Source organism: Octadecabacter sp. R77987 (genome assembly GCF_042466115.1).
Taxonomy (GTDB): Bacteria; Pseudomonadota; Alphaproteobacteria; order Rhodobacterales; family Rhodobacteraceae; genus SW4.
Map to the genome: position 1 here is coordinate 317,344 of NZ_JAXHBQ010000001.1, position 25,797 is coordinate 343,140.

The 25,797-nt window shown below is 60.6% G+C and carries 26 protein-coding genes; 18 read left to right on the forward strand and 8 right to left on the reverse strand.

Annotated features, from left to right (window positions below; all coding sequences use genetic code 11):
* Window positions 1-12 precede the first annotated feature (12 nt).
* On the reverse strand, window positions 13-510 hold the full coding sequence (gene ssb / locus SJY21_RS01610; RefSeq protein ID WP_377505231.1) for a single-stranded DNA-binding protein: 498 nt from the start codon (window positions 508-510) through the stop codon (window positions 13-15).
* A 162-nt stretch (window positions 511-672) separates the two neighbouring features.
* Between ssb and SJY21_RS01615 the strand changes: the two genes are divergently transcribed.
* Together SJY21_RS01615 and SJY21_RS01620 are read left to right on the forward strand one after the other, a co-directional pair.
* The gene (locus SJY21_RS01615; RefSeq protein WP_377505234.1) at window positions 673-1,260 is read left to right on the forward strand and encodes a lytic transglycosylase domain-containing protein; all 588 of its coding nucleotides are present in this window, start codon (window positions 673-675) and stop codon (window positions 1,258-1,260) included.
* The gene (locus SJY21_RS01620) at window positions 1,260-1,661 is read left to right on the forward strand and encodes a hypothetical protein (protein ID WP_377505237.1); all 402 of its coding nucleotides are present in this window, start codon (window positions 1,260-1,262) and stop codon (window positions 1,659-1,661) included. Before SJY21_RS01615 ends, SJY21_RS01620 begins: the two co-directional genes overlap by 1 nt.
* A 68-nt stretch (window positions 1,662-1,729) precedes the next feature.
* Here SJY21_RS01620 and SJY21_RS01625 read toward each other — a convergent pair whose 3' ends face one another.
* The 6 genes from SJY21_RS01625 to miaA all read right to left on the reverse strand — a co-directional run bounded on the left by SJY21_RS01625 (window position 1,730) and on the right by miaA (window position 10,150).
* Entirely contained in the window at window positions 1,730-3,814 is a 2,085-nt protein-coding gene (locus SJY21_RS01625) for a dipeptide ABC transporter ATP-binding protein (RefSeq protein ID WP_377505240.1), read from the reverse strand.
* Window positions 3,815-3,817: 3 nt separating this feature from the next.
* A complete protein-coding gene (locus tag SJY21_RS01630; protein ID WP_377505243.1) occupies window positions 3,818-5,272 on the reverse strand; it encodes an ABC transporter permease in 1,455 nt (484 codons plus the stop codon).
* An 11-nt stretch (window positions 5,273-5,283) separates the two neighbouring features.
* Window positions 5,284-6,330, reverse strand: a complete 1,047-nt coding sequence (locus tag SJY21_RS01635) for an ABC transporter permease (RefSeq protein WP_377505246.1) — start codon at window positions 6,328-6,330, stop codon at window positions 5,284-5,286.
* A 109-nt stretch (window positions 6,331-6,439) separates the two neighbouring features.
* Entirely contained in the window at window positions 6,440-8,107 is a 1,668-nt protein-coding gene (locus SJY21_RS01640; protein ID WP_377505249.1) for an ABC transporter substrate-binding protein, read from the reverse strand.
* Between the two features lie 266 nt (window positions 8,108-8,373).
* Window positions 8,374-9,186, reverse strand: coding sequence for an AraC family transcriptional regulator (locus SJY21_RS01645; RefSeq protein WP_377505252.1), 813 nt, complete (start codon window positions 9,184-9,186; stop codon window positions 8,374-8,376).
* 91 nt (window positions 9,187-9,277) lie between these two features.
* Entirely contained in the window at window positions 9,278-10,150 is an 873-nt protein-coding gene (gene miaA / locus SJY21_RS01650; RefSeq protein WP_377505255.1) for a tRNA (adenosine(37)-N6)-dimethylallyltransferase MiaA, read from the reverse strand.
* A 117-nt stretch (window positions 10,151-10,267) separates the two neighbouring features.
* On the opposite strand from miaA, the gene pyrH reads away from it, so the two are divergent.
* The 14 genes from pyrH to SJY21_RS01720 all read left to right on the forward strand — a co-directional run bounded on the left by pyrH (window position 10,268) and on the right by SJY21_RS01720 (window position 23,166).
* The gene (gene pyrH / locus SJY21_RS01655) at window positions 10,268-10,993 is read left to right on the forward strand and encodes a UMP kinase (protein WP_377505258.1); all 726 of its coding nucleotides are present in this window, start codon (window positions 10,268-10,270) and stop codon (window positions 10,991-10,993) included.
* Window positions 10,994-11,163: 170 nt separating this feature from the next.
* Complete coding sequence (gene frr, locus SJY21_RS01660; protein ID WP_377505261.1) at window positions 11,164-11,727, forward strand: ribosome recycling factor; 564 nt, start codon at window positions 11,164-11,166, stop codon at window positions 11,725-11,727.
* A 54-nt stretch (window positions 11,728-11,781) separates the two neighbouring features.
* Window positions 11,782-12,504 carry a polyprenyl diphosphate synthase gene (uppS, locus tag SJY21_RS01665; protein WP_377505264.1) on the forward strand — a complete coding sequence of 241 codons (723 nt, stop codon included), beginning with the start codon at window positions 11,782-11,784 and terminating at the stop codon, window positions 12,502-12,504.
* A gap of 1 nt (window position 12,505) precedes the next feature.
* On the forward strand, window positions 12,506-13,315 hold the full coding sequence (locus SJY21_RS01670) for a phosphatidate cytidylyltransferase (protein ID WP_377505267.1): 810 nt from the start codon (window positions 12,506-12,508) through the stop codon (window positions 13,313-13,315).
* The gene (gene dxr / locus SJY21_RS01675; protein ID WP_377505270.1) at window positions 13,312-14,487 is read left to right on the forward strand and encodes a 1-deoxy-D-xylulose-5-phosphate reductoisomerase; all 1,176 of its coding nucleotides are present in this window, start codon (window positions 13,312-13,314) and stop codon (window positions 14,485-14,487) included. Before SJY21_RS01670 ends, dxr begins: the two co-directional genes overlap by 4 nt.
* 4 nt (window positions 14,488-14,491) lie before the next feature.
* A complete protein-coding gene (rseP, locus tag SJY21_RS01680) occupies window positions 14,492-15,820 on the forward strand; it encodes an RIP metalloprotease RseP (RefSeq protein ID WP_377505273.1) in 1,329 nt (442 codons plus the stop codon).
* A gap of 79 nt (window positions 15,821-15,899) precedes the next feature.
* Window positions 15,900-16,037 (forward strand): hypothetical protein, encoded by a 138-nt coding sequence (locus tag SJY21_RS01685; RefSeq protein WP_172623833.1) that lies wholly within the window; start codon window positions 15,900-15,902, stop codon window positions 16,035-16,037.
* Window positions 16,038-16,162: 125 nt separating this feature from the next.
* Window positions 16,163-18,484 (forward strand): outer membrane protein assembly factor BamA, encoded by a 2,322-nt coding sequence (bamA, locus tag SJY21_RS01690; protein WP_377505276.1) that lies wholly within the window; start codon window positions 16,163-16,165, stop codon window positions 18,482-18,484.
* Window positions 18,484-19,050 carry an OmpH family outer membrane protein gene (locus tag SJY21_RS01695; protein ID WP_377505279.1) on the forward strand — a complete coding sequence of 189 codons (567 nt, stop codon included), beginning with the start codon at window positions 18,484-18,486 and terminating at the stop codon, window positions 19,048-19,050. Before bamA ends, SJY21_RS01695 begins: the two co-directional genes overlap by 1 nt.
* A gap of 62 nt (window positions 19,051-19,112) precedes the next feature.
* Entirely contained in the window at window positions 19,113-19,586 is a 474-nt protein-coding gene (gene fabZ, locus SJY21_RS01700; protein WP_377505282.1) for a 3-hydroxyacyl-ACP dehydratase FabZ, read from the forward strand.
* On the forward strand, window positions 19,586-20,368 hold the full coding sequence (gene lpxA / locus SJY21_RS01705; protein WP_377513102.1) for an acyl-ACP--UDP-N-acetylglucosamine O-acyltransferase: 783 nt from the start codon (window positions 19,586-19,588) through the stop codon (window positions 20,366-20,368). Before fabZ ends, lpxA begins: the two co-directional genes overlap by 1 nt.
* A complete protein-coding gene (locus SJY21_RS01710; protein WP_377505285.1) occupies window positions 20,368-21,264 on the forward strand; it encodes an LpxI family protein in 897 nt (298 codons plus the stop codon). Before lpxA ends, SJY21_RS01710 begins: the two co-directional genes overlap by 1 nt.
* On the forward strand, window positions 21,261-22,412 hold the full coding sequence (gene lpxB, locus SJY21_RS01715; protein ID WP_377505288.1) for a lipid-A-disaccharide synthase: 1,152 nt from the start codon (window positions 21,261-21,263) through the stop codon (window positions 22,410-22,412). The genes SJY21_RS01710 and lpxB overlap by 4 nt, the downstream gene beginning before the upstream one ends.
* Window positions 22,399-23,166, forward strand: a complete 768-nt coding sequence (locus SJY21_RS01720; protein WP_377505291.1) for an HpcH/HpaI aldolase/citrate lyase family protein — start codon at window positions 22,399-22,401, stop codon at window positions 23,164-23,166. Before lpxB ends, SJY21_RS01720 begins: the two co-directional genes overlap by 14 nt.
* On the opposite strand, the gene SJY21_RS01725 is transcribed toward SJY21_RS01720, so the two are convergent.
* On the reverse strand, window positions 23,159-24,271 hold the full coding sequence (locus tag SJY21_RS01725; RefSeq protein ID WP_377505294.1) for a Ppx/GppA phosphatase family protein: 1,113 nt from the start codon (window positions 24,269-24,271) through the stop codon (window positions 23,159-23,161). The genes SJY21_RS01720 and SJY21_RS01725 overlap by 8 nt on opposite strands.
* Window positions 24,272-24,499: 228 nt before the next feature.
* Between SJY21_RS01725 and SJY21_RS01730 the strand changes: the two genes are divergently transcribed.
* Both SJY21_RS01730 and SJY21_RS01735 read left to right on the forward strand, forming a co-directional pair.
* Window positions 24,500-24,796, forward strand: a complete 297-nt coding sequence (locus SJY21_RS01730; RefSeq protein ID WP_377505297.1) for a virulence factor — start codon at window positions 24,500-24,502, stop codon at window positions 24,794-24,796.
* A 50-nt stretch (window positions 24,797-24,846) separates the two neighbouring features.
* Window positions 24,847-25,773, forward strand: coding sequence for a methylenetetrahydrofolate reductase (locus SJY21_RS01735; RefSeq protein ID WP_377505300.1), 927 nt, complete (start codon window positions 24,847-24,849; stop codon window positions 25,771-25,773).
* The last annotated feature ends 24 nt before the right edge of the window (window positions 25,774-25,797 follow it).

The following is a 25,797-nucleotide window of genomic DNA, read 5'->3' on the forward strand; positions in this document are numbered from 1 at the left end:
CGGTTGCGAGTTTTAGAACGGAATTTCGTCGTCCATGTCGCCGCCGCCGGAGGGGCCGCTGTCATAGCCGCCGCCCGAGGACGAACCGCCGCCGCCGTAGCTACCGCCACCACCGCCCGATTGGTCAGCCATATAACCGCCACCACCGCCGCCTTCGCTGCGCCCGTCCAGCATGGTCAGCGTGCCGTCATAGCCTTGCAAGACCACCTCGGTGCTATAGCGGTCAGACCCGTCCTGTGCCTGATACTTGCGGGTTTGCAACTTGCCTTCGATGTAAACCTTGGAGCCCTTTTTCAGATACTGCTCGGCGATCCGCACAAGGCCGTCCTGGAAAATCGCCACGGAATGCCATTCGGTTTTCTCGCGCCGTTCGCCGGTGTTCTTGTCCTTCCAGTTTTCCGAGGTGGCGATACGCAGGTTGCAGACCTTGCCACCGTTCTGGAATGTGCGCACTTCGGGGTCGCGGCCCAGATTGCCGATAAGAATGACTTTGTTGACTGATCCGGCCATGTGCGTGTCTCCCAAACGAATCCGATAATTCCTGTGCAAGTTACAACACTCCAGAATGGTGAATGAAAGGATAATCACCCCGATTGCGGGCGCAAAATCATCTATCGCTGGATATTATCCACAAGGTGGATTAACTTTCACGCAACATGTTGGGGGACAGAAATGTTCAAGATGATCGGTGTCGGGGTGGGTGCTGCCCTTGTGCTTTCGACTGCGGTCTCGGCGGATTCGCTGTCGACGCGGTCGCGCACGGCGTTGTTTTCTTCGCAGCTTGAAGTTCTCGACGGACGTGCGGCGGCGCAATATGCGGGGTCCGTGCGCCTGCAGCCGCCCACCGTGGAAATCCCGTCAGCCGCCGGAACAGGCCCGCAATACAACGGGCGCTATGCCGGTCCCTACCTTGATATGGCGCGCAGTGCCGCGCGGCGCAATCGCGTGCCCGAAGACCTGTTTTTGCGCCTTGTGCATCAGGAAAGCCGCTGGAACCCGCGCGCGCGCAGCCATGCGGGTGCTTTGGGACTGGCGCAACTGATGCCCGCAACGGCGCGCGTGCTGGGCGTTGACCCGCACGATCCTTACCAAAACCTTGACGGCGGGGCGCGCTACCTGCGCCAGCAATACGAGGAGTTCGGCTCGTGGCGTCTGGCCCTTGCGGCCTATAACGCCGGCCCCGGTGCCGTGCAGCGCCACGGCGGCGTGCCGCCCTTCCGCGAGACGCGCAATTACGTGCGCATCATCTGGGGCAGCTGATGAAGGGTGTCTGGCCCTATGTCTTGCTGGGCGTTTCGCTGTTTGTCGCGCTGATTGTCGGGATCGTGTTTCTGGTGATCCGCCTGACCCAACCTTACGTTGATGTGGTCAAGGACCAAGGTGTGGCACTGGCCAACGGCGACGGTGCGGCAGCCTATGGCATGCTGGCGCTGGCGACCCGTGACCAGATCAGCGAGGCCGAATTCGTGACCATGATGCAGGATCTGGGCCTGTGGGAGGACGGCGGCGCCTACTATTTCAACACGCGCAACGTTGAAAACGGGGTGGCGCGGTTGACCGGCACCTATACACGCGCCGATGGTGGCGTGATCCCCGCGACCTTTGTGATCGTCAAGGAACAGGACGAAATGCGGATCATTTCGTTCCAGTTCGGAAGCTAATTTTCCGTTCAATATCAGGGCCGTGTGCGGCGAACCTCATGTATCAAATGAGGTAGCGCCGCCCATGTTCATTCGGCCGCGATCTTGATCACCGGTTCCATATTGGCCAGTTCTTCGTCGCTCAGGTGGCACTTGATCTGATGGCCTTGGGCCAGTGTGCGCACCTCTGGCACATCTGTCTCGCAGCGGTTGCCGGGCACTTTGCCTTTCCAGCCGCAACGGGTCTGGAACGGGCAACCGGATGGCGGATTCATGGCCGATGGAATGTCACCCTCAAGCACGATGTGCTTTTTCTGCACTTTGGTGTCGGCGATGGGAACGGCCGACAGCAGGGCCTCGGTATAGGGGTGATAGGGCGGGCTGAACACCTGATCGGTGCTGCCCAGTTCCACAACATGGCCCAGATACATCACCATCACGCGGTCCGACAGGTAGCGCACGATTGACAGGTCATGGCTGATGAACAGCAGCGTGGTTTTTTCCTCGCGCTGGATTTCCATCAACAGATCAGTCACGGCGGCCTGCACGGACACGTCCAAGGCCGACACAGGTTCATCCGCCACCACAATCCGCGCACCGCCCGCAAAGGCGCGCGCAATCCCGACACGCTGTTTCTGCCCACCCGACAGCTGGCGCGGCATCCGGTCGGCAAAGGCGCGGGGCAGTTTGACCAGATCAAGCAGGTTCAGCATCCGGTCGCGGCGTTCACCGTCATTGGCGCCAATGCCAAAGATTTCAAGCGCCCGCATGATCTGGCGGCCCACCGTCATCGACGGGTTCAGCGTATCAAACGGGTTCTGGAACACCATCTGCACATCGGCAACAGTGTTCGTGCGGCGTTGTTCAATCGGGGTGTCCTGAATTTCCTGACCGTCCAGCAGGATCTTGCCCTCGGTCGCGGTTTCCAGCCCCATCAGCACCTTGGCAAATGTCGACTTGCCGCAGCCGGATTCCCCCACAATGGCGAGCGTTTCGCTTTCATGGGCCTCGAACGACAGGGTTTCATTGGCCTTGACGACTTTCTTGTTGGCCCCGCCAAACAGCGCGCTGGCCGAGACCTCGTAGTATTTCTTGAGGTTGTCCATCGACAGGACCACTTTGCCGATTGCGCCTTTTTCCTTGGCTTTCGCCACGGTGATGGGCGCGTTCCAGTCAATTTCCTCGTGGCGCAAACACCGCGACTGATGGCGGTCATTTCCATGGATTTGCGTCATGAAAATCTGGCCCTGATCACAGCGGCCTTCCTGAAAATAGTCGCAGCGCGGCCCGAAATTGCAGCCCTGCGGGCGTTCATGGGGCAGGGGGAAGTTGCCGGGAATGGCAACCAGCGGGCGCGCGTTCTTGTCGGCACCGGGCAGCGGGATCGAGCGGAACAGCGCCTGCGTATAGGGGTGCTGCATTTCGTCGAACACGTCTTCGATGCTGCCCCGTTCCACCGCTTCGCCGGAATACATCACGCAAATGCGGTCGCAGGTTTCCAGCACAAGACCAAGGTTGTGACTGATGAACAGCATCGACGTGCCGTATTTCTTGCCCAGATCCTTGACCAGTTCTACCACGGCGGCCTCGACGGTCACGTCAAGCGCCGTGGTGGGTTCGTCCAGGATCAGCAGGGACGGTTTGGACATCAGCGCCATCGCGATGACGATCCGCTGCTGCTGCCCACCCGAAAGCTGGTGCGGAAAGGAGTTCAGGATGCGCGCGGGGTCAGGCAGTTTCACATCCGTGACCACCTCCAACGCGCGGTCATAGGCCTCTTTTTCGCCGATCCCTTCGTGGATCATCGGCACTTCCATCAACTGCTTGCCGATCCGCATCGCAGGGTTCAACGAGGCCATGGGTTCCTGATAGATCATCGCGATCTGGCTGCCGCGAATGTCGCGCAGTTCCTCGGTTGTCATCTCGTTCAGATTGCGTCCCTTGAACTTGATCGACCCGCCAACAATGCGCCCGTTCACGCCCAGATCCTGCATCACCCCCAGCGCCACGGTGGATTTGCCGCAGCCCGATTCACCCACAAGGCCCAAAGCCTCGCCCGGTTGAATGGTCGCGGAAAAATCCATCACGGCGGGAATTTCCCGCAGCCGCGTAAAAAAGCTGATCGAGAGCTTGTCGATCTCGAGGATCGGTCCGTCATAATCCCAAGTTGTCATGGCTTAATCCTTCAGGCTTTCTTCGCGGAGGCCATCGGCCAACAGGTTCAGACCCAGCACCAGCGACAGCAGGGCAATCGCAGGGGGCATGGCAGGGTGGACATAGATCAGCAGCAGCTTGCGCCCTTCGTTGATCGTGCTGCCCCAGTCAGGGCTTTCGGGCGGCAGACCAAGGCCAAAGAAGCCCAGCGTGCCCAGCAGGATCGTGGTATAGCCGATGCGCAGACAGAAATCGACGATCAGCGGACCACGGGCATTGGGCAGGATTTCCCACAGCATGATATACCACGGCCCTTCACCACGGGTTTGCGCGGCGGCCACATAGTCGCGGGTTTTGATATCCAGCGCGAGGCCGCGCACGATACGAAACACCGTCGGGCTGTTCACGAACACAACCGACACGAAGACCACCAGAATGCCGCCCGGAATGTCGATCAGATCAAGCGCGGCAGGCCAGATATTGAGCGGCGAACCGGACTGGCTGATCACGCTTAGATAAATCCACACCAGCGGGATCAGGACCACGGCCAGATACACCATGTTCTTGCCGGGTTGCGTGCGGAAGCGCGAATGGATCAACACACCGAAAAAGATCAGCGGGAACAGGAACAGGAAGGCACCCATGAAGTTGGGCAGCCCTGTTGCGACAATTTCCGGCGTGACCAGAAGGTAGAACAGCAAGATCACGGGGAAGGCGAGGATCAGGTTGGCAAGGAAGCTCAGGATCGTGTCGAGCTTGCCGCCGTAGTATCCGGCGGGCAGGCCCAGCGTGATCCCCACCATGAAGGCAAAGATCGTTGCCAGCGGTGCGATCATGATCACGATCACCGACCCCTGCACCACGCGGCTGAAGATGTCGCGCGCAAGGTTGTCACCGCCCAGCAGGTAGTGCGGATAAAGCCCCTCGGCCGAGACTTCGGGCACCGGCGTGCCGGGCACCTTGTTCTTGATGCCGGAAATCTGGGCCAGTGGATCGTGCGTGGCGATCATGTCAAACATGCCGACGAAAATCGCCGTGAACACCCAGAACATCACCAGCGCAAAACCGATCATCCCGATCATGCTGTCAAACAGTTTGCCGTAAAGGCCAAGGCGGCGCTTGAACGTGATCGAAAGTGCAAAGGTCGCCACCAGCGCAATCCAGACGGGGATGAACCGTTTGGACATCGCGCCAAGGATGCCGCCATCGCCGTAGGGCATCAACAGCCCGCCGATGATATAGGCCAGCGCCACGACGACCAGCGCCAGAAACAGCCATTTGACGGCGTTTTCCACCATGCCAAGGGCACCGCCGCGTTTCATCAGCGTGCCGTCGGTGTTGGATTGCAATTTCACCTCGGCGGCGAAAAAGCCCATGACGACTTGCGCCACAACAGCCACCGCAAAGGCGACAAACAGCGCCTGCGCAATCGGGTTGAGGATGGTTCCAAGAGAGCCTGTCCAGCTAAGCATTTCCATATCCTGCCCCTTTACGAAATTCTGATGCGTGGATTAAGGAACACGTAACCGATGTCGGAAATCAGTTGCGTCACCAGAACCACGATCACTGAGACGACAGAAACGCCCAGCAAAAGTTCGATGTCATTGTTGCTTGCGGCTTGCACCAGCGTCCAGCCAAAGCCCTTGTAGTTGAACAGGGTCTCGACGATGACAACGCCGTTCAGCAGCCACGGGAACTGCAGCATGATCACGGTAAACGGCGCGATCAGCGCGTTGCGCAGCGCGTGTTTCATCACGATATTCGGGAAGCTGACGCCCTTGAGGCGGGCCGTGCGAATGAACTGCGCATTCATCACTTCGGTCATCGAGGCCCGCGTCATCCGCGCGATATAGCCCATGCCATAAAGCGCGATGGTCAGCACCGGCAGAAAGAAATTCTCGAAGTTGGCATCGTCCATCGCCGATGTCGCCGTGCCCTTGAACCACTGCATTCCGAAGGTCGCCGTGGCAAAGACCGAGATGAACACAACACCCGATACATATTCCGGCGTCGCCGTGGACACGATTGAAACCGTGGACAGGGACCGGTCAAGCCGCGACCCTTCGCGCATACCGGCCAAAACGCCGATGATCAGCGCGCCCGGCACCATCAGCATCATGACCCAGAACATCAACTTGCCCGTCAGGCCCAGGCGTGTGCCGATGATACTGCCCACTTCGTCCTTGAATACCGTTGATTGGCCCCATTGCCCTTGCAGGATGCCGCAAAAGCGCGCGGTGTCCTCGGTCGGGGTGCGCCCCTCGGCGCAGCGCGCACGGGTTTCCCCGTCACGCCCTTCGATCACGTAACCGGGCAGGATTCCCAGCCACTGGCCGTATTTGACAGGGATGGGCTGTGCGTAACCGCGACTTTCCAGCCACGACACCACGGCCTCGTCGGACATCCGCGCGTTGCCTTGCGTTTTGGCGAGTTTTTCCAGGTTCGGACCCAGATTGGTCAGCCAGAACACAATGAAGGTCAGGCATAGCGCCGTGAGGATCATCACCCCAAGGCGTCGTAGTATGAACAGTCCCATAAAAGCCCCTGTCGTCGGTTGGCTATGCCGCGCGGTTCATGCCGCACGATCTGATTTGTGGCTTGTGTCGAAAAAGGCCGCCCGAGGGTTCGGGCGGCCTTGATCTGATTTAGGCTGCCATGCCGATCTTGTAGATCTGCGGCAGATAGGCGATGTGCATATCCCAGCCGACAAAACCCGGCTTGGCGTGGCGATAAAGCGAACGCCAGTAAGGCTGGATCGTCACGCCTTCGTCGATCATGATCGCCTGCAGCTTGGCCATCACCTCAGAGCGGGCATCCGCATCGGGGATCGCGTTGGCCTCGTCCAGCAGGGCATCGAATTCGGCGTTGGAGAACGCGGCTTCGTTCCAGGCTTCGCCCGAACGATAGGCCAGACCCAGAATCTGCGTGCCCAGCGGGCGGTGGTTCCAGTTGGTCGAGGAGAAGGGATACTTCGTCCAGTCGTTCCAGAACGTGCTGCCGGGGATGATCGTGCGCTTGACGTTGAAACCGGCGTCGCGCAGCTGCGCGGCAACGGCATCGGTCGTGTTCTTGCGCCAGTCATCGTCGATCGACGAGATTTCCATCTCGAAGTCCTGCATGCCGGCCTCGGTCAGAAGGGCAAGTGCGCCTTCGGGATCATAGGCCATCGCAGGCACATCGGCCCATTCGGGGTGCATCGGGCCAACGTGGGCGTTGCGTGCAACGATCCCGCGGTTGGCATAGCCCAGCTCAAGGCAGACCTCGTTGTTGACAGCCATGGCAATCGCCTGACGCACACGCTTGTCCGAATAGGGCTTCATGCCGTCAACTTCGGCTTCCTGGTTGGGGCGGATCGCGATGGTCGCACCGGATGCAACTTCGGAACGTTCCCAGCCGATCCCTTCGACCACATCAACGAAATCGCCGACCGTTTCATAGAACATGTCAACTTCGTCAGCCGCAGCCGCTGCGATCCACGCAGAGGGGTCGGTGCCGTAGTCGATGTATTCGATCCGGTCCAGATAGGCGCCCTTGCCAGCCGCATAACCCCACCACTCGTGACCTTCATTGCGCACGAGGACGGCCTTGACGCCAACTTCGTTGCTTTCGATCGTGTAGGGGCCGGTGCCAACGGGGGTGCGCGACGGATCTTCGCGATCAATCGAAGCGTGATAGACAGCCGCCGGATAATCGGACATGCCCGCAATCAGGGTGATGTCGGACTTGGGCAGGTTCAACTGCACGGTATTGGCGTCGACGACCACAATAGCACCGTCAATGGCGACACCGCTGTCTGCATCAATCAACGCAGCAAAGCGACCGGCCATCGAGTTGCCTTCGGCGTTGCTGTCACACCAGTCGGTGATTACGCGCGCCACATCGTCGGCAGTGAAATCGTCGCCGTTGTTCCACTTGACGCCTTCGCGCACGTTCAGTGTGTATTGGGTCGCATCGTCGTTGATGTCCCAACCGGCCAGCAGCATCGGCTCAAACGACCCGTCGCTGTTGTATTCCACGAGGTATTCCAGCCAACCGGCGGTGACGAATGCCATCTGTGTCCAGTCAAAGGCGCGCGGGTCTTTCAGGGCGCGCACTTCCATCTGCATGCGCATCGTGCCGCCTTGCTGTGCGTGGGCGGCGGCCTGAACTGGCGCGGACAGGCCCAGCATGCCATAGGCCGCTGCCGATGTGACACCCAGTGCAGTGGTGCGTGCCAGAAATTCGCGGCGGCTGAGTTTGCCGGCCTTGGCATCGCGCACGTAGATTTCCGCAGCAGGATGCACGGGTTTGCCGTTAAGGGTTAGGTGCGTCATTCGTTTCTCCCTGTGACACATTTATTTTGTTCGTGAGTTTTGGGGCGGTCGCAAACTCCGCATGTTGTCAACTTCGGTTGCAGCAAATCATCCCCTTCGTCAGACGTGCATTGCGCACGTTTTTCGCGGTCCGGTCAATGCACACATTCGGCATTTGACGTCACGTTTGCGACGTTCGCATATAACAAAAGCGACATCAACACATTGGTGCGCGTGATGCTGCGCTGCGGCTTTCTGTGCCGCGCTGCGGCGTCATAGCACTTGATTCAAAGGGTTATCTGCGACGACATCGGACCCTTGCGCCGGAATTCAGAGGGGGTCATACCCGCCTGCGCCTGAAAGCTGCGGGTGAAATACGCCGCCGAGGTAAAGCCAAGGTCAGCCGCGATCTGGCGCACCGGTGCCCTGGACTGGCGCAGCATCATGCGGGCCTCGAACAGGATGCGGTCATTCAGGATTGCCAGCGCCGATTTTCCGCAGCTTGCATTGCAACAGCGCGTCAGGTGGGTGGGCGTGACGCCCAGCGCGGCGGCGTATTTTGCCACCCCGTAGTGGCGGCGAAAATCCCGCTCGATCAGATCGGTATAGGCCGCAACCAGCCGCGCGGCGGCAGTCGTGTGGCGCGTGTCCGTCGTTTCCATCACCGCGATCTGGCGTTCAAAGAACACCGATAGCAGCCCCGCATGATAATGCGCCGCGCGGGAATGGCCGGGGCGGGTGCTTTTGAGTTCACGCTCCAGATTGTCAAACAGCACCGCCAGTTCCTTTTGCTGGACCACATCGCGCAGACGCAGATGCATGTGATCCTCGGGCCATTCGCTGGCCATGGCTGGCGGAATCGTTACCATCTGCCCGAACACCGTCGGGCCAACCTCGAAACCATACATGGTGTGGGCGGGCACAAAGATCAGATTGTTCGGGCCATAGCCGCTGGTCAATCCGGCCACGGTGATGCGGCCCTGACCCTTGTTGATGAAAATCAGCCGCGGGCTGGCGTGGCTGCGCATGGCCTCGGTGCGCCAGCGCCCGTGATGGGCATTCTGCGCGACAGGGGCAAGGGCAAGAGTCGTATCGGACATGATCGGCCTTAGGTTGGAATTTTGAAACTCTGGACCGGTTTTTGCGGGGAATCAAGCGTTGAAATATCGCAAAACGTATAGGGTCAGCGGGTCACATCTGCGCTGGCAAGGAAATCTGTTGCCAGTCCTGCATCCGCGAGCGCAGCCATGTGCGCTGTCGTTTAGCATAGCGGCGACTGGCGATCACGGCAAGTTCGCAGGCCCTCTCTAGCGGAATTTCGCCACGGATATGCGCGATCAGTTCCGCCGCGCCAATCGCCTTGGCCGAAGGATGATCGGGGTTCCATCGGGGTTCCATCGCGGCCGCCTCGTCCAGCGCGCCGTCACGGATCATCAGATCAAAGCGGCGCGCGATGCGGTCGTTCAGCCAGTCGGGATCAGGCATCATCGCCAGCGCCGTGACCTGCGACAGCGGCAACAGCGGCGGTGGCGTCTTATCCTGCCAGTCTGCAATACTGCGTCCCGTGGCCTGCTGCACTTCCCATGCGCGCTGCACGCGGGCGCGGTTGTTCTGGTCAATCCGGCCAAGGGTAACGGGGTCAAGCGCGGCCAGCATGTCATCCAGCCCCACCGTATTTGCCAAATCCCGCACAGGCGGCGGTGTGGCGGGAATATCGGCCAGCCCTTGGGTCAGGGCGGCAAAATTAAGACCCGTGCCGCCGACAATAATCGGACGCGCACCGCCCTGCACCAAGGGCGTCACATCGCGCAGCCAATGGCCCACGGAATAGGGCGCATCAAAGGGCACATGGCCATAAAGGGCGTGGGGTGCGCGGGCTTCGTCGTCCACGCCGGGGCGCGCCGTCAGCACGCGCCAGCCATCAAACACCTGCAAGGCATCGGCATTGACGATCACCCCGCCGCCGGCCTCGGCAATCTGCAAGGCAAGCGCCGATTTTCCGCTGGCCGTTGGGCCATAGATCAGCACGGGGGCATCGTTTGGAATGCTGCGCAGGTCGATCATCAGGGGCCTTTGCCAAGAAACTTGCGGCCCGTTGCGCATTTCCGCCAACGAGCCATTGAACAGGACCACGGTTTGCGACATTTTGGCCCTTGCCGCAACAAACCAAAGGACCGCCCGATGCCAGACGCCGAAAAAGTCACTTTTGAACGGGTCATGCTCAAGATTTCGGGCGAAGCATTGATGGGCGATCAGGGGTTCGGGCTGCATCCTCCCACCGTTGAACGCATCGCCCGCGAGGTCAAAACCGTTCACGACATGGGCGTTGAAATCTGCATGGTGATCGGCGGTGGCAACATCTTTCGCGGCCTTCAGGGGTCCGCGCAGGGGATGGAGCGCACCACCGCCGACTATATGGGGATGCTGGCGACCGTGATGAACGCGCTGGCGATGCAAAGCGCGCTGGAAGGGCAGGGCATCCACACCCGCGTCATTTCCGCGATCCGCATGGACGAAGTGGCCGAGCCCTATATCCGCCGCCGCGCCGTGCGCCACCTTGAGAAAAAGCGTGTTTGCATCTTTGCCGCCGGCACCGGCAACCCCTATTTCACCACCGACACCGCCGCGACCCTGCGCGCCAACGAAATGGCCTGCGAGGCGATTTTCAAAGGCACCAAAGTCGATGGCGTCTATGACAAAGACCCCGCCAAACACAGCGATGCGAAACGCTATGACACGATCACCTATGACGAGGTGCTGGCGCAGCATCTGGGTGTGATGGACGCCAGCGCCATCGCATTGGCGCGCGAAAACAAACTGCCGATCGTGGTTTTCAGCTTGGACGAACCGGGCGGGTTCAAGGGTATTCTGGACGGGTCGGGGACGTTCACGACCGTGAAGGACTAGTGGCCCGCGGCGGCCCCTGCGGGGCAGGTATTTTTGGCGAGATGAAACCGGGTGCGTGCCGTTTCCCGCAATAGTGCGCGCAAATTTCCGCAAGAACTGCACGCCTGTTCTATACAAATCCCCCGCCAAGCGGCTATAGCAGGGCAACACAGGCAAAAAGAGCGATACTCATGTCCGACGACTTTATCCTTGATACCGATGATCTGACCCGCCGCATGGATGGTGCAATCGCCAATCTGCGCACCGAATTTGCCAGCTTGCGCACAGGGCGCGCGTCGTCTTCGATGCTGGAGCCGGTGATGGTGGACGCCTACGGGGCGATGACGCCGATCAATCAGGTTGGCACCGTCAACGTCCCCGAACCGCGCATGGTCACGATTAACGTCTGGGACAAGGGCCTTGTGGGCAAGGTGGAAAAGGCGATCCGCGAATCCGGGCTGGGGATCAATCCGCAGCTGAACGGCACGATCATCATGTTGCCGATCCCGGAACTGAACGAGGAACGCCGCCGCGAATTGACCAAAGTCGCGGGCAGCTACGCCGAACATGCCCGCGTGTCCGTGCGCAACGTGCGCCGCGACGGGATGGACCAGATCAAGAAGGCCAAGGGTGATGGTCTGTCCGAGGACGACCAGAAGTTCTGGGAATCCGAAGTGCAGGACCTGACCGACACCTACATCAAGCAGATCGACGACAACCTTGAGACAAAGCAAGCCGAGATCATGCAAGTCTAAGCCAGAACGGGCAGGGGCATGGCCCTGATCGCGTAACTAGGAGGCCACGTTCACATGGCCAAGGACACGAACCAGACCGGCCCGCGCCATGTCGCCATTATCATGGACGGCAACGGTCGCTGGGCAACCCAACGCGGACGGCCAAGATTGTTTGGTCATCACGCGGGCGCGAAACGTGTGCGTGACATCGTTGAAAGCTGCCCCGATCTGGGTGTCAAATACCTGACGATCTTTGCCTTTTCGACGGAAAACTGGAAACGCACCCAGACCGAAGTCGCCGGCCTGATGAAACTGTTCCGCCGCTATATCGAGCGCGAGGCGCAGGCCCTGCTAAAAAACGGCGTGCGTGTGCGGTTCATTGGCGACCGTGTGCGCCTTGATGACAAGCTGGTCGCGCTGATGGACGAGTTGGAACTGCTGACCGCAGGCAATGACCGTGTGCATTTGACAGTGGCCATCAACTATGGCGGGCGCGATGAAGTAACCCGTGCTGCCAAACGCCTTGCCTATGACATCGAGCAGGGCAAGCTGACCCACAAGGATGTGGATGCCGAAACACTGGCGAAATATCTGGATACCCATGTGCTGCCCGACCCTGATCTGGTCATTCGCACCAGCGGCGAGGCGCGCGTCAGCAATTTTCTGCTGTGGCAGACGGCCTATAGCGAATACGAATTTGTCGACACCCTTTGGCCCGATTTCACACCGGCGGAATTTGCCAAGGTTCTGGCAGGATTTGGCGCGCGGGATCGTCGTTTTGGCGGGGTAAAGGCCTGATATGACAGATAAACCTGCAATCGACCCCAAATGGGGCGATCTGACGGTGCGTCTTGCATCGGGCGCAGCGATGGCCGTGATCGGGGTTGGTGCGATCATCGCGGGCGGTATCTGGTTCCAGATGCTGGCGGTCTTTGTCACGGCTGTGATGGTTTGGGAACTGTGGCAGATGATCCGCCCCCAGGCGGCGACATCGGGCATGCTGCTGGCCGCGGCCGTGGCCAGTATCCTGTCCGCGCAGGTCTTTGCGACCACGGCGAGCTATGAATTTCTGGTGCTGTTCCTGATCGTGCCGATCATCGGCGCGCTGGCCTTGCCCCATGAACGGCTGACCTTCTTTATCTTTGCCCTTGCGATCCAGATTGCAGGCTGGGGGCTGGTGCATTTCCGGATTGATTATGGGTTCACATGGCTGCTGTGGCTGGTGCTGGTTGTGATTGTCACCGATATTTTCGGCTATTTCGCTGGGCGGATGCTGGGCGGGCCGAAATTCTGGCCCAAGGTCAGCCCGAAAAAGACCTGGAGCGGCACCGTCGCGGGCTGGATCGCCGCTGCTGTCGTGGGCCTGATATTCATGCAGATGACCAATGCCACCTGGCATATCGTGCCGATTTCCATGGTCCTGTCGTTCGCGGGCCAGATGGGCGATATCGGCGAAAGCGCGTTGAAACGGCGGATGAAGGTCAAGGACAGTTCAACCCTGATTCCGGGGCACGGCGGGTTGTTTGACCGCTTTGATGCGCTACTGGGGGCGTCCTTGTTCATGCTGGCGCTGGCTGACCTGTTCAACGTGCCCGGGGTCGCCTTTTGACGCGACGGATCAGCATTCTGGGCGCGACCGGGTCCATCGGGCAAAGCACGATTGACCTGATCAGGCGCGACGCGGACGCCTATGATGTGGTGGCCCTGACAGGTGGGCGCAATGTGGCACAATTAGCGAGTGATGCCATTGCGTTACGCGCCGAAGTTGCAGTGGTTTCTGACGAGTCCCAACTGGATGCATTGCGCGATGCTTTGGCGGGCAGTGGCGTTGTGGCGGCCAGCGGCGCGTCCGCCTTGCAAGAGGCGGCAAGCCGACCCGCCGACTGGATCATGTCGGCCATCGTCGGGGCGGCGGGCCTTGCGCCGGGCTGGGCCGCGCTGGAACAGGGCAGCACCCTTGCGCTGGCCAATAAGGAATCGCTCGTGACCGCCGGCCCGATCCTGATGCAACATGCCGCCGATCACGGCGCGCGCATTCTGCCCGTGGATAGCGAGCATTCGGCGGTGTTTCAGGCCTTGGTCGGCGAGGACATCGCAGCCGTCGAACGCATTATCATTACCGCCAGCGGCGGCGCTTTTCGTGACCGTCCGATTGCAACATTGAACAATGTGACAGTCGCACAGGCGTCAAGCCACCCAAACTGGGACATGGGCCAGCGGATCACCATTGATAGCGCATCCATGTTTAACAAAGCCTTGGAACTGATTGAAACCAAGGAATTTTTCGGCGTCCTCCCCGGCCAGATCGAAACCATCGTGCATCCCGAAAGCCTGATCCACGCGCTTGTGGGGTTCAACGACGGTGCGCTGATGGCCCACGTTGGCCCGCCCGATATGCGCCATGCCATCGGCTATGCGTTGCACTGGCCGGATCGCCGCGACCTGCCCGTTGCCCGCCTTGATCTTGCGCAGATCGGCCAGCTGAATTTCCGCGCGCCGGATCACGCGCGTTATCCTGCGCTGGCGCTTGCGGCGCGGGTGATGGAGGAAGGGGGCCTCACAGGCGCGGCCTTCAACGCCGCCAAGGAACGCGCGCTGGACGGGTTTATCGGCGGCGAGATCGGTTTTATGGACATGGCCCGCGTGGTTGCCGCCACGTTGGACAAAATGTCGGCCCACGACGGGCTGCAAAATGCCACGATGACACTAGATACCGTGCTGGACACGGACAGGCTGGCGCGGGTACGCGCGGGCGAAGCGATAAAAATGACAGGACACTAAGACTTTGGACATCACCCAGATCCTCCCGCAGTTCGGCAGTGCGGCCTTTACGATTGTCGCCTTTATCGTGGCGCTGTCGATCATCGTCGCGATCCACGAATACGGGCATTACATCGTCGGGCGCTGGTCGGGCATCCATGCCGAAGTGTTCAGCCTTGGTTTTGGGCCGGTGGTTTATTCCCGCGTTGATAGACACGGCACCCGTTGGCAAATCGCGGCCCTGCCGTTTGGCGGATACGTCAAGTTTCTGGGCGATGCGAATGCCGCATCGGTCGGGGCCGCCGAAGGGGCCGAACCGGGCCGCAACACCATGTTGGGTGCGCCGCTTTGGGCGCGTGCGGCCACGGTGGCGGCTGGGCCTGTGTTCAACTTTGTCCTGTCGATCCTGATCTTTGGCGCGGTGATGATGGTCGATGGCCGCGCATCCGACCCGCTGACGCTGGACGAGGCCCGTGTGCTGCCACCCGCCTATGTGATGGACCTTGAGCAGGGCGACGCGATCCTGTCGATCGCAGGGTTTGAAACGCCGGAACTTGCCGATTTCGAAGGCTATATCGCCAGCCTGCCAATTGAACCCACCCTGGATTATCGCGTGCTGCGCGACGGGGCGGAACTGACCGTGCAGGGGCCATATCCCTATCCGGCAATGGTGTTGGCCCTGAACCCGCAATCGGCTGCCTATGACATTGAAATGAAGGTCGGGGATGTGATCACCGCGATTGACGGCAATCCGATCTTTGCCTTTGAACAGTTGAAACAGGCCGTGGCCGCATCAGACGGGCGCCCCTTGCTGGCAACTGTCTGGCGCGATGGTGAGGTGATTGATTTCACGCTGGCACCGCGCAGCGTTGACCTGCCATCACCCGAAGGCGGCTTTGAAACCCGTTATCTGATCGGCGTCACCGGCGGGCTGTTCTTTGAGGCGCAAACCGAAAATGTCGGTCTTTGGGCTGCAACCAAATCCGCCAGTGCGCAGGTCTGGTTCATCATCAAATCGTCCCTGTCTGGCCTGTGGCACATGATCACCGGCGCGATTTCGTCGTGCAACCTGTCCGGTCCCATCGGCATTGCCCAGACCAGCGGCGCAATGGCCAGTCAGGGCGCCAGCAGCTTCATCTGGTTTGTGGCCGTGCTTTCTACTGCCGTGGGCCTGTTGAACCTGTTCCCGATCCCCGTGCTGGACGGCGGCCACCTTGTGTTTCATGCCTACGAGGCCGTGACCGGCAAGATGCCAAGTGATCGCGCCCTGCGCGTGCTGATGGCCATCGGTCTGTCGATGATCCTGTCCCTGATGGTCTTTGCCATCGCAAATGATCTGTTCCTGTGCCCCTAAGGTTTCGTGAACCCGCCCAGAATTTGCCACATTTGGCGGGCAAAGTGGCGGGTAACGAGCATCAGTAAAGGGGTTTGCCATGCAGACCATAGCATCAGGTTATCGCGGATTGTCGCTGTTGATTGATATCAACTGGGACCGTTTGCTCTATCTTGCGACCATTATCGGTGCACTTTGGGCCGGGGCCTTTTTCGGCTCGATGTATTTCCCCGGCTAAACAGCCACTGACATCCCTGATCTGACCGGACGTGCACCCGCAAGGTTGCGCGTTCTTGCGTTTTGACAAGTCCCGCTAATCCCGTTACTTCAAAGGGACTTGGGATGTCGGAACAGGCGGACAAAATGAGCAGTGCAATTACAGCCAAAATGGCGTCAAGCCATGGCAAAATTCAAAAGATTATTTTCCTTTCAATTCTGATGCTTGGCATGGCATTTGCCATGATCGCACAGGCCCAGACCTTTCGTTTCAATACCGTCAGCGTCGAGGGAAACCAGCGGATCGAGACCGCAACGATCCTGACCTTCGCAGGAATCACCCGCGGAGAAGCCGTATCGGCAGGGGCCGTCAACGATGCCGCGCAGCGTATTCGCGCCACCGGATTGTTTGAAAGCGTCGATCTGGTGCCTTCGGGCAGCACGCTGATTATCCGCGTCACCGAATACCCCACTGTCAGTCGCATCAACTTTGAAGGGAACGCCCGCCTGTCCGACGAAGAGCTGGGCGCCGTGGTCGGCAGCCGCGAACGCCGCGTCTATAGCCCAAGCCAGGCCGAACAGGATGTCGCCGCCATCACGCAGGCCTATGCCGCGCAGGGCCGTGTCAATGCCACCGTCACGCCGCGCATCATCCGCCGCACCGACAACCGTGTCGATCTGGTGTTCGAAGTATTCGAGGGCGGATTGACCGAAGTGGAACGCATCGGTTTTGTCGGCAACCGCGCCTATTCCGATCGTCGCCTGCGCGGCGTGCTGGAAACCAAACAGGCCGGCATTTTCCGCGCCATCATCTCGCGCGATACATTCGTGGCGGACCGCGTGGAATTTGACCAGCAGGTGCTGACTGATTTCTATCGCTCGCGCGGCTATGTGGATTTTCAGGTGCAGAACGTCGATGTGTCACTGACCCGCGAACGCGATGCCTATCTGGTGACTTACAACATCCAGGAGGGGCAGCGTTTCCGCTTTGGCAATGTGTCGGTCATTTCCGAAATCGACGAAGCGGATTCTTTTGAATTTGAAGACGCCTTGCGCCTGCGCAGCGGCTCTTACTATTCGCCCGTGGCCATCGAAACCGATATCGCCCGTCTTGAACGGCTGGCGATCCGGCAGGGGATCAACTTTATGCGGGTCGAACCGCGGATCACCCGCAATGACCGCGACCTGACGCTGGACGTTGAATTCTATCTGGTGCGCGGCGAGCGGATTTTTGTGGAACGCATCGACATCGAGGGCAACAACACCACGCTAGACCGCGTTGTGCGTGGCCAGTTCGACGTGGTCGAAGGCGATCCGTTCAACCCGCGCGAAATCCGCCAGTCCGCCGAACGTATTCGTGCGCTGGGTTACTTTGTGAATGCCGATGTGGATGCCCGCGAGGGATCGTCGCCCGATCAGGTGGTGATTGATGTGGATGTCGAAGAAGGCCCCACAGGATCGCTGTCCTTTGGCGGCAACTTTTCAACCGACAACGGGCTGTCCCTGCTGGCCAGCTTCAAACAGCGCAATTTCCTTGGGCGTGGGCAGTCGCTGTCGTTTGAACTTGCAGCGGGCGAAGACAACCAGAACCTCAGCTTCAACTTTGTCGAGCCGAGCTTTCTGGCCCGCGACCTGAGCTTTGGGCTGTCGCTGGATTACCGCACGACCGATAACGCCAACGCGCTGTATGATACGGAAACCTTTGATTTCCGTCCCTCCTTTGCCTTTCCGGTCAGTGAAAACGGGCGTTTGTCGGTGTTTTACCGCTATGACTATACCGACATCACCGATGCGGATGCGGCCAGCAGCACGATCATTCAGGCGGATGCGGCACTTGGCGGGATCGGCACCAGTTCGCTGGGCTATTCCTATAGCTGGGACACGCGCCGCGCGGGCCTGAACCCTGATGCCGGTGTGTTGCTGCGCTTTGGGCAGGAATTCGGGTTTGGCGACAGCCAGTTCATCAAGACAAGCGCCGAAATCACCGGCCAGACCCTTGTCTGGAACGGGGATGTGACCCTGACAGCGACGCTGGAAGGCGGCGCGCTGGTCTATCAGGATGGTCAAAGCCGGATCACGGATCGCTATTTCCTTGGCAGCCGCACGATGCGCGGGTTTGATCCGGGCGGGATCGGGCCGCGTGATTCCGTCAGCGGTGACGCACTGGGTGGCGAATACTATGCCGTGGCCCGCCTCGAGGCGCGTTTCCCGCTGGGTCTGCCCGAAGAATACGGGATTACCGGCGGTGCGTTTATCGACTACGGGTCGGTCTGGGATGTGGGTGGTTCGATTTCGACCCCCGGTGCAACGGTGGACTACAACGATTTCACCCCGCGCACGATTGCCGGCTTGTCGATCTTCTGGGACACGCCGATCGGGCCGCTGCGGTTCAACTTTACCGAACCCCTGGACGTGCAGCCAACCGATGAAACCAAGTCGTTCGACCTGACGATCTCGACACAATTCTGATGCTGCGCGCGGCGCTTTTCGCCCTGGCGATGATCGCCGCGTCACTGCCCCTCTCAGCGCAGGACAGCCCCGCGCCCGTGGGCATTGTGACGGTCGATATCGAACGGCTGTTCGCCGCAACCCAATTGGGCCAGCGGATATCCGAGGATTTTCGCATCGCAAGCGAGGAACTGGCGGCCGAAAACCGCACCATTGCCGCTGCCCTCACCGAAGAAGAAAGCAGCCTGACCGAACGCCGCCCCACCATGGATCCGGCCGCTTTCCGCGCCGAAGCCGAAGCTTTTGACGAAAAGGTGCAAGGCATACGCGCGGCCCAGGATGCCAAGGAACGCGCACTTGAAGAATCCCTGACGCTGGGGCGCGAAGATTTCTTTGTGTCGATCCGCCCGATCCTTGGGCAGTTGATGGTCGAAAGCGGGGCAGGTGCCATTCTGGACCGCCGCAGCGTTGTCCTGTCCGTCGGGCGTATCGACATCACCGACGCCGCCATCGCGGCGATTGATGCAACCGTTGGCGATGGTACGGACACAGGTGTCGCCACTGACGGCGAGGACGGCGCGAATTAAGCCGTGCTTGCCCCCTTTGGGTGCAGTTGCTACTCAGGTTCAAACATACCAAAGGATCACCCATGAGCGATGACACCCCCGCACCCGTAACCGAGGCTGACATCCAGCTGATCCAGGCGATCCTGCCGCACCGCTATCCGTTTTTGCTGGTGGACCGCGTCAAGGATATCAACGGCACCGCTTCGGCAACGGGCCTCAAGAACGTCACCATGAACGAGCCGCATTTTCAGGGCCATTTCCCCGGCAATCCGATCATGCCCGGCGTCACCATCATCGAGGCGATGGCGCAAACCGCCGCCGTCATGGTCGGCACGACGATGGGGTTGGTGAACGGCGATCTGCTGGTCTATTTCATGGCAATTGACGGTTGCAAGTTCCGCCGCAAGGTCGTGCCTGGTGACGTGCTGCAAATGAAGATCGAAACAACCCGCGGCAAACCCGGCGGCAAGGTCTGGAAGTTCAAGGGCGTCGCATCGGTCGAGGGCGAAATGGCGGCCGAGGCCGAATTTACCGCGATGATGGATATGCAGGGCTGATCATGTCCATTCACCCCTCAGCCGTGATCGAGGACGGCGCAACCATTGCCAAAGGCTGCAAGATTGGCCCGTTCTGCCATGTCGGACCCGAAGTGGTCTTGGCCGAAGGTGTGGAATTGCGCAGCCACGTGGTTGTCACCGGTGACACGCATATCGGTGCCGATACGGTTGTGTTTTCCTTTTCCGTGATTGGGGAAATTCCGCAGGATCTGAAATTTGACGGCGAAAAAACCTCGCTGCGCATCGGCGCGCGCAACCGCATCCGCGAACACGTGACCATGAACACTGGCACGGCTGGTGGCGGCGGAATGACCCGTGTGGGCGATGACGGATTGTTCATGGCGGGCTGTCACATTGCCCATGATGCACAGGTCGGAAACCGCGTGATCGTGGTCAATTCCTCGGCCATTGCGGGCCATGTGGTGCTTGAGGATGACGTGATCGTCGGTGGGTTGTCGGGCGTGCACCAGCATGTGCGCATCGGCAAGGGGGCCATCATCGGCGCCTGCACCATGGTCACAAATGATGTGGTGCCCCACGGGCTTGTTCAGGGGCCGCGCGGGGTGCTTGATGGTCTCAATCTGGTGGGGCTGAAACGCAAGGGCGTGGACCGCGCCGATATTACCGCGCTGCGGGCCGCATTCCAGACGTTGAAGGACGGCGAGGGGTCATTCATGGACCGCGCACGCCGTCTGGCCGATGAAAGCGACAGCGCCTATGTGCAGGAAATGGTGGCCTTTATCCTGGGTGACAGCGACCGCAATTTCCTGACGCCAAGCTGATGCTGGCCCTGATCGCGGGCGAGGGCGGCTTGCCACCTGCCATGGTCGCGGCCCTGCGCGCGCAGGGTCAACCCGATCCGGTGATTTGCCAGATGGCGGGTTTTGCCCCCGATCTGCCCGATGATCTGCGCCGCAAGCATTTCCGGCTTGAAACCCTTGGCACGCTGCTGGCTGATCTGCGCGCCATGGGTGTGACTGACATTTGCATGGCAGGCCGCGTGCGCCGCCCCGACATTGACAAAGGCGCGATTAATGCAGCCACCGCGCCGCTGATTGCGCGCCTTGCCGATGCCATGGCGCTTGGCGACGATGGCACCCTACGCGCGATTATCGCGGTGCTGGAAGACGCCGGTTTCACCGTGCGCGCCGCCCATGACATCGCCCCCGATCTGCTGCCGCGCACTGGCGTGCAGGGTCGCGTGCAACCGAAAGACCGCCACATCGGGGATGCTACCCGTGGCGAGGCAATGGTCGCCGTGATGGGCCGTGCGGACAGCGGACAAGCCTGCGTTGTGCGGGGCGGCGAAGTACTGGCGACCGAAGGCCCTGATGGCACCGATGCGATGATTGCCGCGCTTTGCGTCCCTTCTGTGCAAACCGCCTATGACGGCGACCCGTTCACATGGGTGTTCGAAGGCGTGATGGACCTGATCCGCGGTGATGCACCCGCCCCCGCGCAAGGTGCGATCCTGTTCAAAGCCCCCAAACCCGGTCAGGACCGCCGCGTTGATCTGCCCACCATCGGCCCGCGCACCTTTATGCTGGCGGCAGAGGCCGGATTTGACGCGGTGGTGATCGAGGCAGGCGGCGTGATCGTGTTGGACCAGCCGCAATGCGTGGCGATTGCCGATGCCATGGGCATCGCGTTCTGGGTGCGCGAAAGGGGGGCATCATGAAGGTGTTCCTCATCGCCGGTGAACCCTCGGGTGACAAGCTGGGGGCTGCGCTGATGGCAGGGCTGAAACGCTTGCGCCCTGATGTGATGTTTCAGGGTGTCGGCGGGCCGTTGATGCAAGCCCAAGGGCTGGTCAGCCAGTTTCCGATGGATGAACTGTCCGTCATGGGGCTGGCCGAAGTGCTGCCGAAATACCGCCACCTGAAACGTCGCATCCGCGAGGTGGCTGATGCCGTGATTGCCGCGCGCCCTGATGTGCTGATCACCATCGATTCCCCCGATTTCTGCTTGCGCGTGGCGCGGCTTGTGAAAGAGGCGGGCAGCACGCGCACCGTGCACTATGTCGCCCCGACCGTCTGGGCGTGGCGGCCCAAGCGCGCCGCGAAAATGGCGCGGGTGATTGACCACGTGCTGGCCCTGTTCCCTTTCGAGCCACCCTTGATGCAAGCGGTTGGCATGCGGTGCGATTTCGTCGGGCATCCGGTGGTGGCAGACCCTGTCGCCTCGGCTGATGAGGTCGCGGCGTTTCGTAAGGCCCACGCCATTGACGGCCCGCTGATCCTCGCGCTGCCTGGATCGCGGCGCGGTGAGGTTTCCCGCCTCGCATCCCGTTTCGGCGCGGCCCTTGCGCATTTGATCAAAGCCCACCCTGACGCGCGCGTTGTGTTGCCATGCGCCGGACCGGTCGAATCCCTCGTGCGGGAACTGACAAATGACTGGCCGGTGCAGCCGCTGCTAATATCCGCCGCTGACACTACCGACAAACGCGCCGCCTTTGCTGCCGCTGATGTGGCGCTTGCGGCGTCGGGCACGGTCTCGCTTGAACTGGCCGCCGCCGCAACGCCGATGGTGATCGCCTATGATATGAACTGGCTGAGCCGGATCATGATTTCGCGGATGTTGCTGGTGGACACGGTCACGCTGGTAAACCTTGTCAGCGACACCCGCGTGGTTCCGGAATTTATCGGTCAAGACTGCCAGCCCGCACCGATTGGTGCCGCGCTGCTGGACGTGCTGGCCAACCCCGATGCCCAAAACGCCGCGATGGCCCTGACAATGGAACGGCTGGGGCAGGGTGGCGAAGCCCCCGGGTTGCGCGCCGCCCGCGCCGTGTTGAATGGATGTGGAGAGAGCGATGCCGGCCCCTGAAAATACCCTCAAGTCAAACCTTGCGGCGGGCAAGTTGCAAACGGGTGTCTGGTTGACGCTGGCCAACCCGATTGCCGCCGAAATTGCCGGACGCGCGGGCTTTGACTGGTGCCTGATCGATGCCGAACATGGCCCCAATGACATCCCGTTGATCCTGTCTCAGTTACAAGCGCTTGCTGGCACGCCTGCGCAGGCGGTGGTGCGGGTGCCAATCGGGCAGGATTGGGTGCTGAAACAGGTGCTGGATCTGGGTGCGCAAACGATTATGGTGCCGATGGTCGACACCGGCCCGGACGCCGCGCGCGCCGCTGCCGCCATGCGCTATCCCGGTGCAGGTGTGCGGGGCATGGGCGCGGCATTGGCGCGGGCCAGCCGATATGGTGAAATCGTCGATTATGTCGCCAGCGCCAACGACCAGATTTGCCTGATCGCCCAAGTGGAAAGCCGCACCGCGATTGAAAACATCGACGCGATTGCAGGCACGCAAGGGGTCGATTGCGTCTTTATCGGCCCTGCGGACCTATCCGCCGATATGGGGTTTCCGGGCAATCCCGACCACCCCGAAGTGCAGGCCGCCATCGACCACGCCATCACGCGGATCACGGCGGCGGGCAAGGCAGCGGGGATCATCAGCTTTGATCCGGCGCAGTTCGCCGGATTGGCGCAAAAGGGCGTTACATTCTTGGGGATGGGGGGGGACGCGGCACTGCTGCGGGTCGCGCTGCAGGATCTGGCGAGCAACTCCCCTAACTAGGCGCATCATCCAGCACACCATGCGCTGACATCTGCGCGTAAAGCAGCCCTTCGCGCAGGCCACGGTCGGCGACGGACAGGCGGTCGGTGGGCCACAGCCGCATCAGCGCTTGCAGGATCGCCGAACCGGACATGATCAGCGCCTGACGGTCGCGCCCGATCCGTGGATCATTGCGCCGCCCGACCTCGCCCAGGGATAGATAATCGCGGATCACCGCATCAATCTGGTCGGTGGTCATGCGCAGCCCGTCGACCTTGGTGCGGTCATAGCGGCGCAGGCCCAGATGGCTGGCGGCGACAGTGGTAACGGTGCCGCTGGTGCCGATAATCTGAAACCCCTTGCGGTCCTGGATTTCCGAGGTGGGCGCGAATTTTTCAAGGTTTTCTTCAAAAAACCAGCTCATCAGGGCAAAGCGCGCGGCGTCGTCCTCCACGTCGTGAAACTGGTCGCGCAGGGTGGCAACACCCAAAGGCACCGAAATCCAGTCCACCACCTTGGCACCGGCGAACGCACCCGGATCACTGTCAAACCCCGCATGCAGCCGCATGATCGCGCCCGATCGTTCCTTTTTGGGCACGTTCGTCAGGTCAATCCAGACCAGTTCGGTTGACCCGCCGCCGATATCCACGACCAGCAATTGCGTGGTCTTTTTGTTCACCAAGGGCGCGCAGGAAATCACCGCAAGGCGCGCTTCTTCCTCTGGCGTGATGATATCAAGGCGCAGGCCGGTTTCGCGTTTCACTTGGCGGATGAATTGCGTGGCGTTGCTGGCGCGCCGACAGGCTTCGGTTGCGACAAGGCGCATGTGTTTCACCTTGTGGCGTTGCAGTTTCTGGCGGCAAATGCGCATCGCCGCCACGGTCCGGTTCATCGACGCACGCGAAAGTTTGCCAGAACTTTCAAGCCCTTGGCCAAGTTGCACAGATTTGGAAAAGCTGTCCACGACCTGAAACTGATGGCCCATCGGTTGGGCAATCAGCATGCGGCAACTGTTTGTGCCCAGATCAAGTGCTGCATAAAGCGGCCGTTGATCGGACGGATTGGGTGCGGGGCTTTCGACCACGCTGGGGACTGCGCCCGCACCATCGGGACGCTGGGGCGCCATGTTTTGCGCCTTCCTATTTCGAGTTACCTTTAACCTAGTCACGCGCGCGCCGCCGCGCAAGCACCATGCGCGCCTCATGATCATCTTGAAAGGTTCGCGACTGGCCGTGCGCAGGCATATTTGCGACATAGGGGAAAGTCGCTGACCGCGCGTGTCATGTCGAAAATGATCACCTTGGTCGGGCAGCGCCCGCGTAAAAGCGGGTAACACTTGCGGGGAGGGAATCGCATGGCACAGGTCGTTATCGTCTATTGGCGCGACATCCCCGCACAGGTGATTGTCGGCAAGGGTCGTCGTGGCACGAAAATCCAATTGTCCGAACGCTTTGAACAGGCAATTGACCGCGCGGCGATGAAATCGGGTGCGGCCAGCACCGATGCCTATCTGGCCGACTGGCGCAAGGCCGATCCGGTCGAGGTCGCGGGCGAGGACGCCGATGTCGCCGCATCCGAAGCGGCCCGCCTTGAAGCCGAATACGACAAAGACCGCCTGATGACCCTGATCAACAACGACGGCCGCGCGTGAGCGGGAATTCTGATGACCGCGGAACACTGATCCGCTTTAAGGAGGCTGCAATGGCCCTTTTGAACTTCAAGAAGAAAACACCGCAAACCAGTGGCGTGAACCCTGACGTTGAATCCTTCCTGCAGGACTATTCCATCGAGGTGATGCCGCGCACCGCTGAAAAGGTCGAAAATTTCCGCGATCTGCTGCCCGCTGGCACTCGCGTCTATATCGCCCATATCGAAGGCACGCCGATCGAAGACATGGTCGCCACCGCCAAGCGCCTGAATGCAGACGGCTATCCCGTCATGCCGCATTTCCCTGCGCGCATCATCAAGGACAAGGCGACACTGGCCGACTGGATCGCCCGCTATCAGGGCGAAGCGAACGTTGATCAGGCGCTGCTGCTGGCCGGTGGTGTGGCCCAGCCGCACGGCGATTTCGACAGTTCCATGCAGTTGATGGAAAGCGGTCTGTTCGATGCGGCAGGCTTCAAACGCCTGCACGTGGCCGGCCACCCCGAAGGCAACCGCGACATCGACACGGACGGGTCGTTCAAGCAGGTCAATGCCGCCCTTGGCTGGAAACAGGAATTTTCCAAGCGCACCGACGCGCAGATGGCCATCGCCACCCAGTTCGCATTCGAGGCCGGACCGATTATCAAATGGGCCGATAGCCTGATCGACATGGGCGTCGATATTCCCGTCCATATCGGTATTGCCGGCCCTGCCAAGCTGCAAACCCTGATCAAGTTTGCCATTGCCTGCGGTGTTGGCCCATCCCTGAAAGTGCTGCAAAAGCGCGCGATGGATGTGACCAAGCTGCTGCTGCCCTACGAACCCACGGATGTTGTCGCGCAACTGGCCGCCCACAAGGCCGCCAACCCCGATTTCAATATCGAACGCGTGCATTTCTTTCCGCTGGGCGGGATCAAGACCAACGCGACCTGGGCCATCGACAACGGCGGCGCATCCGGCGTTCCTGCCAGCGCGTCATAATCAGCGGTATGGGGCAGGCGGCAC

What these genes read in the sequence shown, in the direction of transcription:
- frr (WP_377505261.1), top strand. Translation starts at nt 11,164, where the DNA reads ATGTCCGACGACTTTATCCTTGATACCGATGATCTGACCCGCCGCATG.
- SJY21_RS01635 (WP_377505246.1), bottom strand. Translation starts at nt 6,330, where the DNA reads ATGGGACTGTTCATACTACGACGCCTTGGGGTGATGATCCTCACGGCG.
- SJY21_RS01725 (WP_377505294.1), bottom strand. Translation starts at nt 24,271, where the DNA reads ATGGCGCCCCAGCGTCCCGATGGTGCGGGCGCAGTCCCCAGCGTGGTC.
- ssb (WP_377505231.1), bottom strand. Translation starts at nt 510, where the DNA reads ATGGCCGGATCAGTCAACAAAGTCATTCTTATCGGCAATCTGGGCCGC.
- SJY21_RS01695 (WP_377505279.1), top strand. Translation starts at nt 18,484, where the DNA reads ATGCTGCGCGCGGCGCTTTTCGCCCTGGCGATGATCGCCGCGTCACTG.
- SJY21_RS01735 (WP_377505300.1), top strand. Translation starts at nt 24,847, where the DNA reads ATGGCCCTTTTGAACTTCAAGAAGAAAACACCGCAAACCAGTGGCGTG.
- SJY21_RS01615 (WP_377505234.1), top strand. Translation starts at nt 673, where the DNA reads ATGTTCAAGATGATCGGTGTCGGGGTGGGTGCTGCCCTTGTGCTTTCG.
- uppS (WP_377505264.1), top strand. Translation starts at nt 11,782, where the DNA reads ATGGCCAAGGACACGAACCAGACCGGCCCGCGCCATGTCGCCATTATC.
- SJY21_RS01720 (WP_377505291.1), top strand. Translation starts at nt 22,399, where the DNA reads ATGCCGGCCCCTGAAAATACCCTCAAGTCAAACCTTGCGGCGGGCAAG.
- fabZ (WP_377505282.1), top strand. Translation starts at nt 19,113, where the DNA reads ATGAGCGATGACACCCCCGCACCCGTAACCGAGGCTGACATCCAGCTG.
- SJY21_RS01620 (WP_377505237.1), top strand. Translation starts at nt 1,260, where the DNA reads ATGAAGGGTGTCTGGCCCTATGTCTTGCTGGGCGTTTCGCTGTTTGTC.
- SJY21_RS01640 (WP_377505249.1), bottom strand. Translation starts at nt 8,107, where the DNA reads ATGACGCACCTAACCCTTAACGGCAAACCCGTGCATCCTGCTGCGGAA.
- pyrH (WP_377505258.1), top strand. Translation starts at nt 10,268, where the DNA reads ATGCCAGACGCCGAAAAAGTCACTTTTGAACGGGTCATGCTCAAGATT.
- SJY21_RS01730 (WP_377505297.1), top strand. Translation starts at nt 24,500, where the DNA reads ATGGCACAGGTCGTTATCGTCTATTGGCGCGACATCCCCGCACAGGTG.
- SJY21_RS01625 (WP_377505240.1), bottom strand. Translation starts at nt 3,814, where the DNA reads ATGACAACTTGGGATTATGACGGACCGATCCTCGAGATCGACAAGCTC.
- SJY21_RS01670 (WP_377505267.1), top strand. Translation starts at nt 12,506, where the DNA reads ATGACAGATAAACCTGCAATCGACCCCAAATGGGGCGATCTGACGGTG.
- SJY21_RS01630 (WP_377505243.1), bottom strand. Translation starts at nt 5,272, where the DNA reads ATGGAAATGCTTAGCTGGACAGGCTCTCTTGGAACCATCCTCAACCCG.
- miaA (WP_377505255.1), bottom strand. Translation starts at nt 10,150, where the DNA reads ATGATCGACCTGCGCAGCATTCCAAACGATGCCCCCGTGCTGATCTAT.
- SJY21_RS01645 (WP_377505252.1), bottom strand. Translation starts at nt 9,186, where the DNA reads ATGTCCGATACGACTCTTGCCCTTGCCCCTGTCGCGCAGAATGCCCAT.
- SJY21_RS01685 (WP_172623833.1), top strand. Translation starts at nt 15,900, where the DNA reads ATGCAGACCATAGCATCAGGTTATCGCGGATTGTCGCTGTTGATTGAT.
- SJY21_RS01710 (WP_377505285.1), top strand. Translation starts at nt 20,368, where the DNA reads ATGCTGGCCCTGATCGCGGGCGAGGGCGGCTTGCCACCTGCCATGGTC.
- bamA (WP_377505276.1), top strand. Translation starts at nt 16,163, where the DNA reads ATGAGCAGTGCAATTACAGCCAAAATGGCGTCAAGCCATGGCAAAATT.
- lpxB (WP_377505288.1), top strand. Translation starts at nt 21,261, where the DNA reads ATGAAGGTGTTCCTCATCGCCGGTGAACCCTCGGGTGACAAGCTGGGG.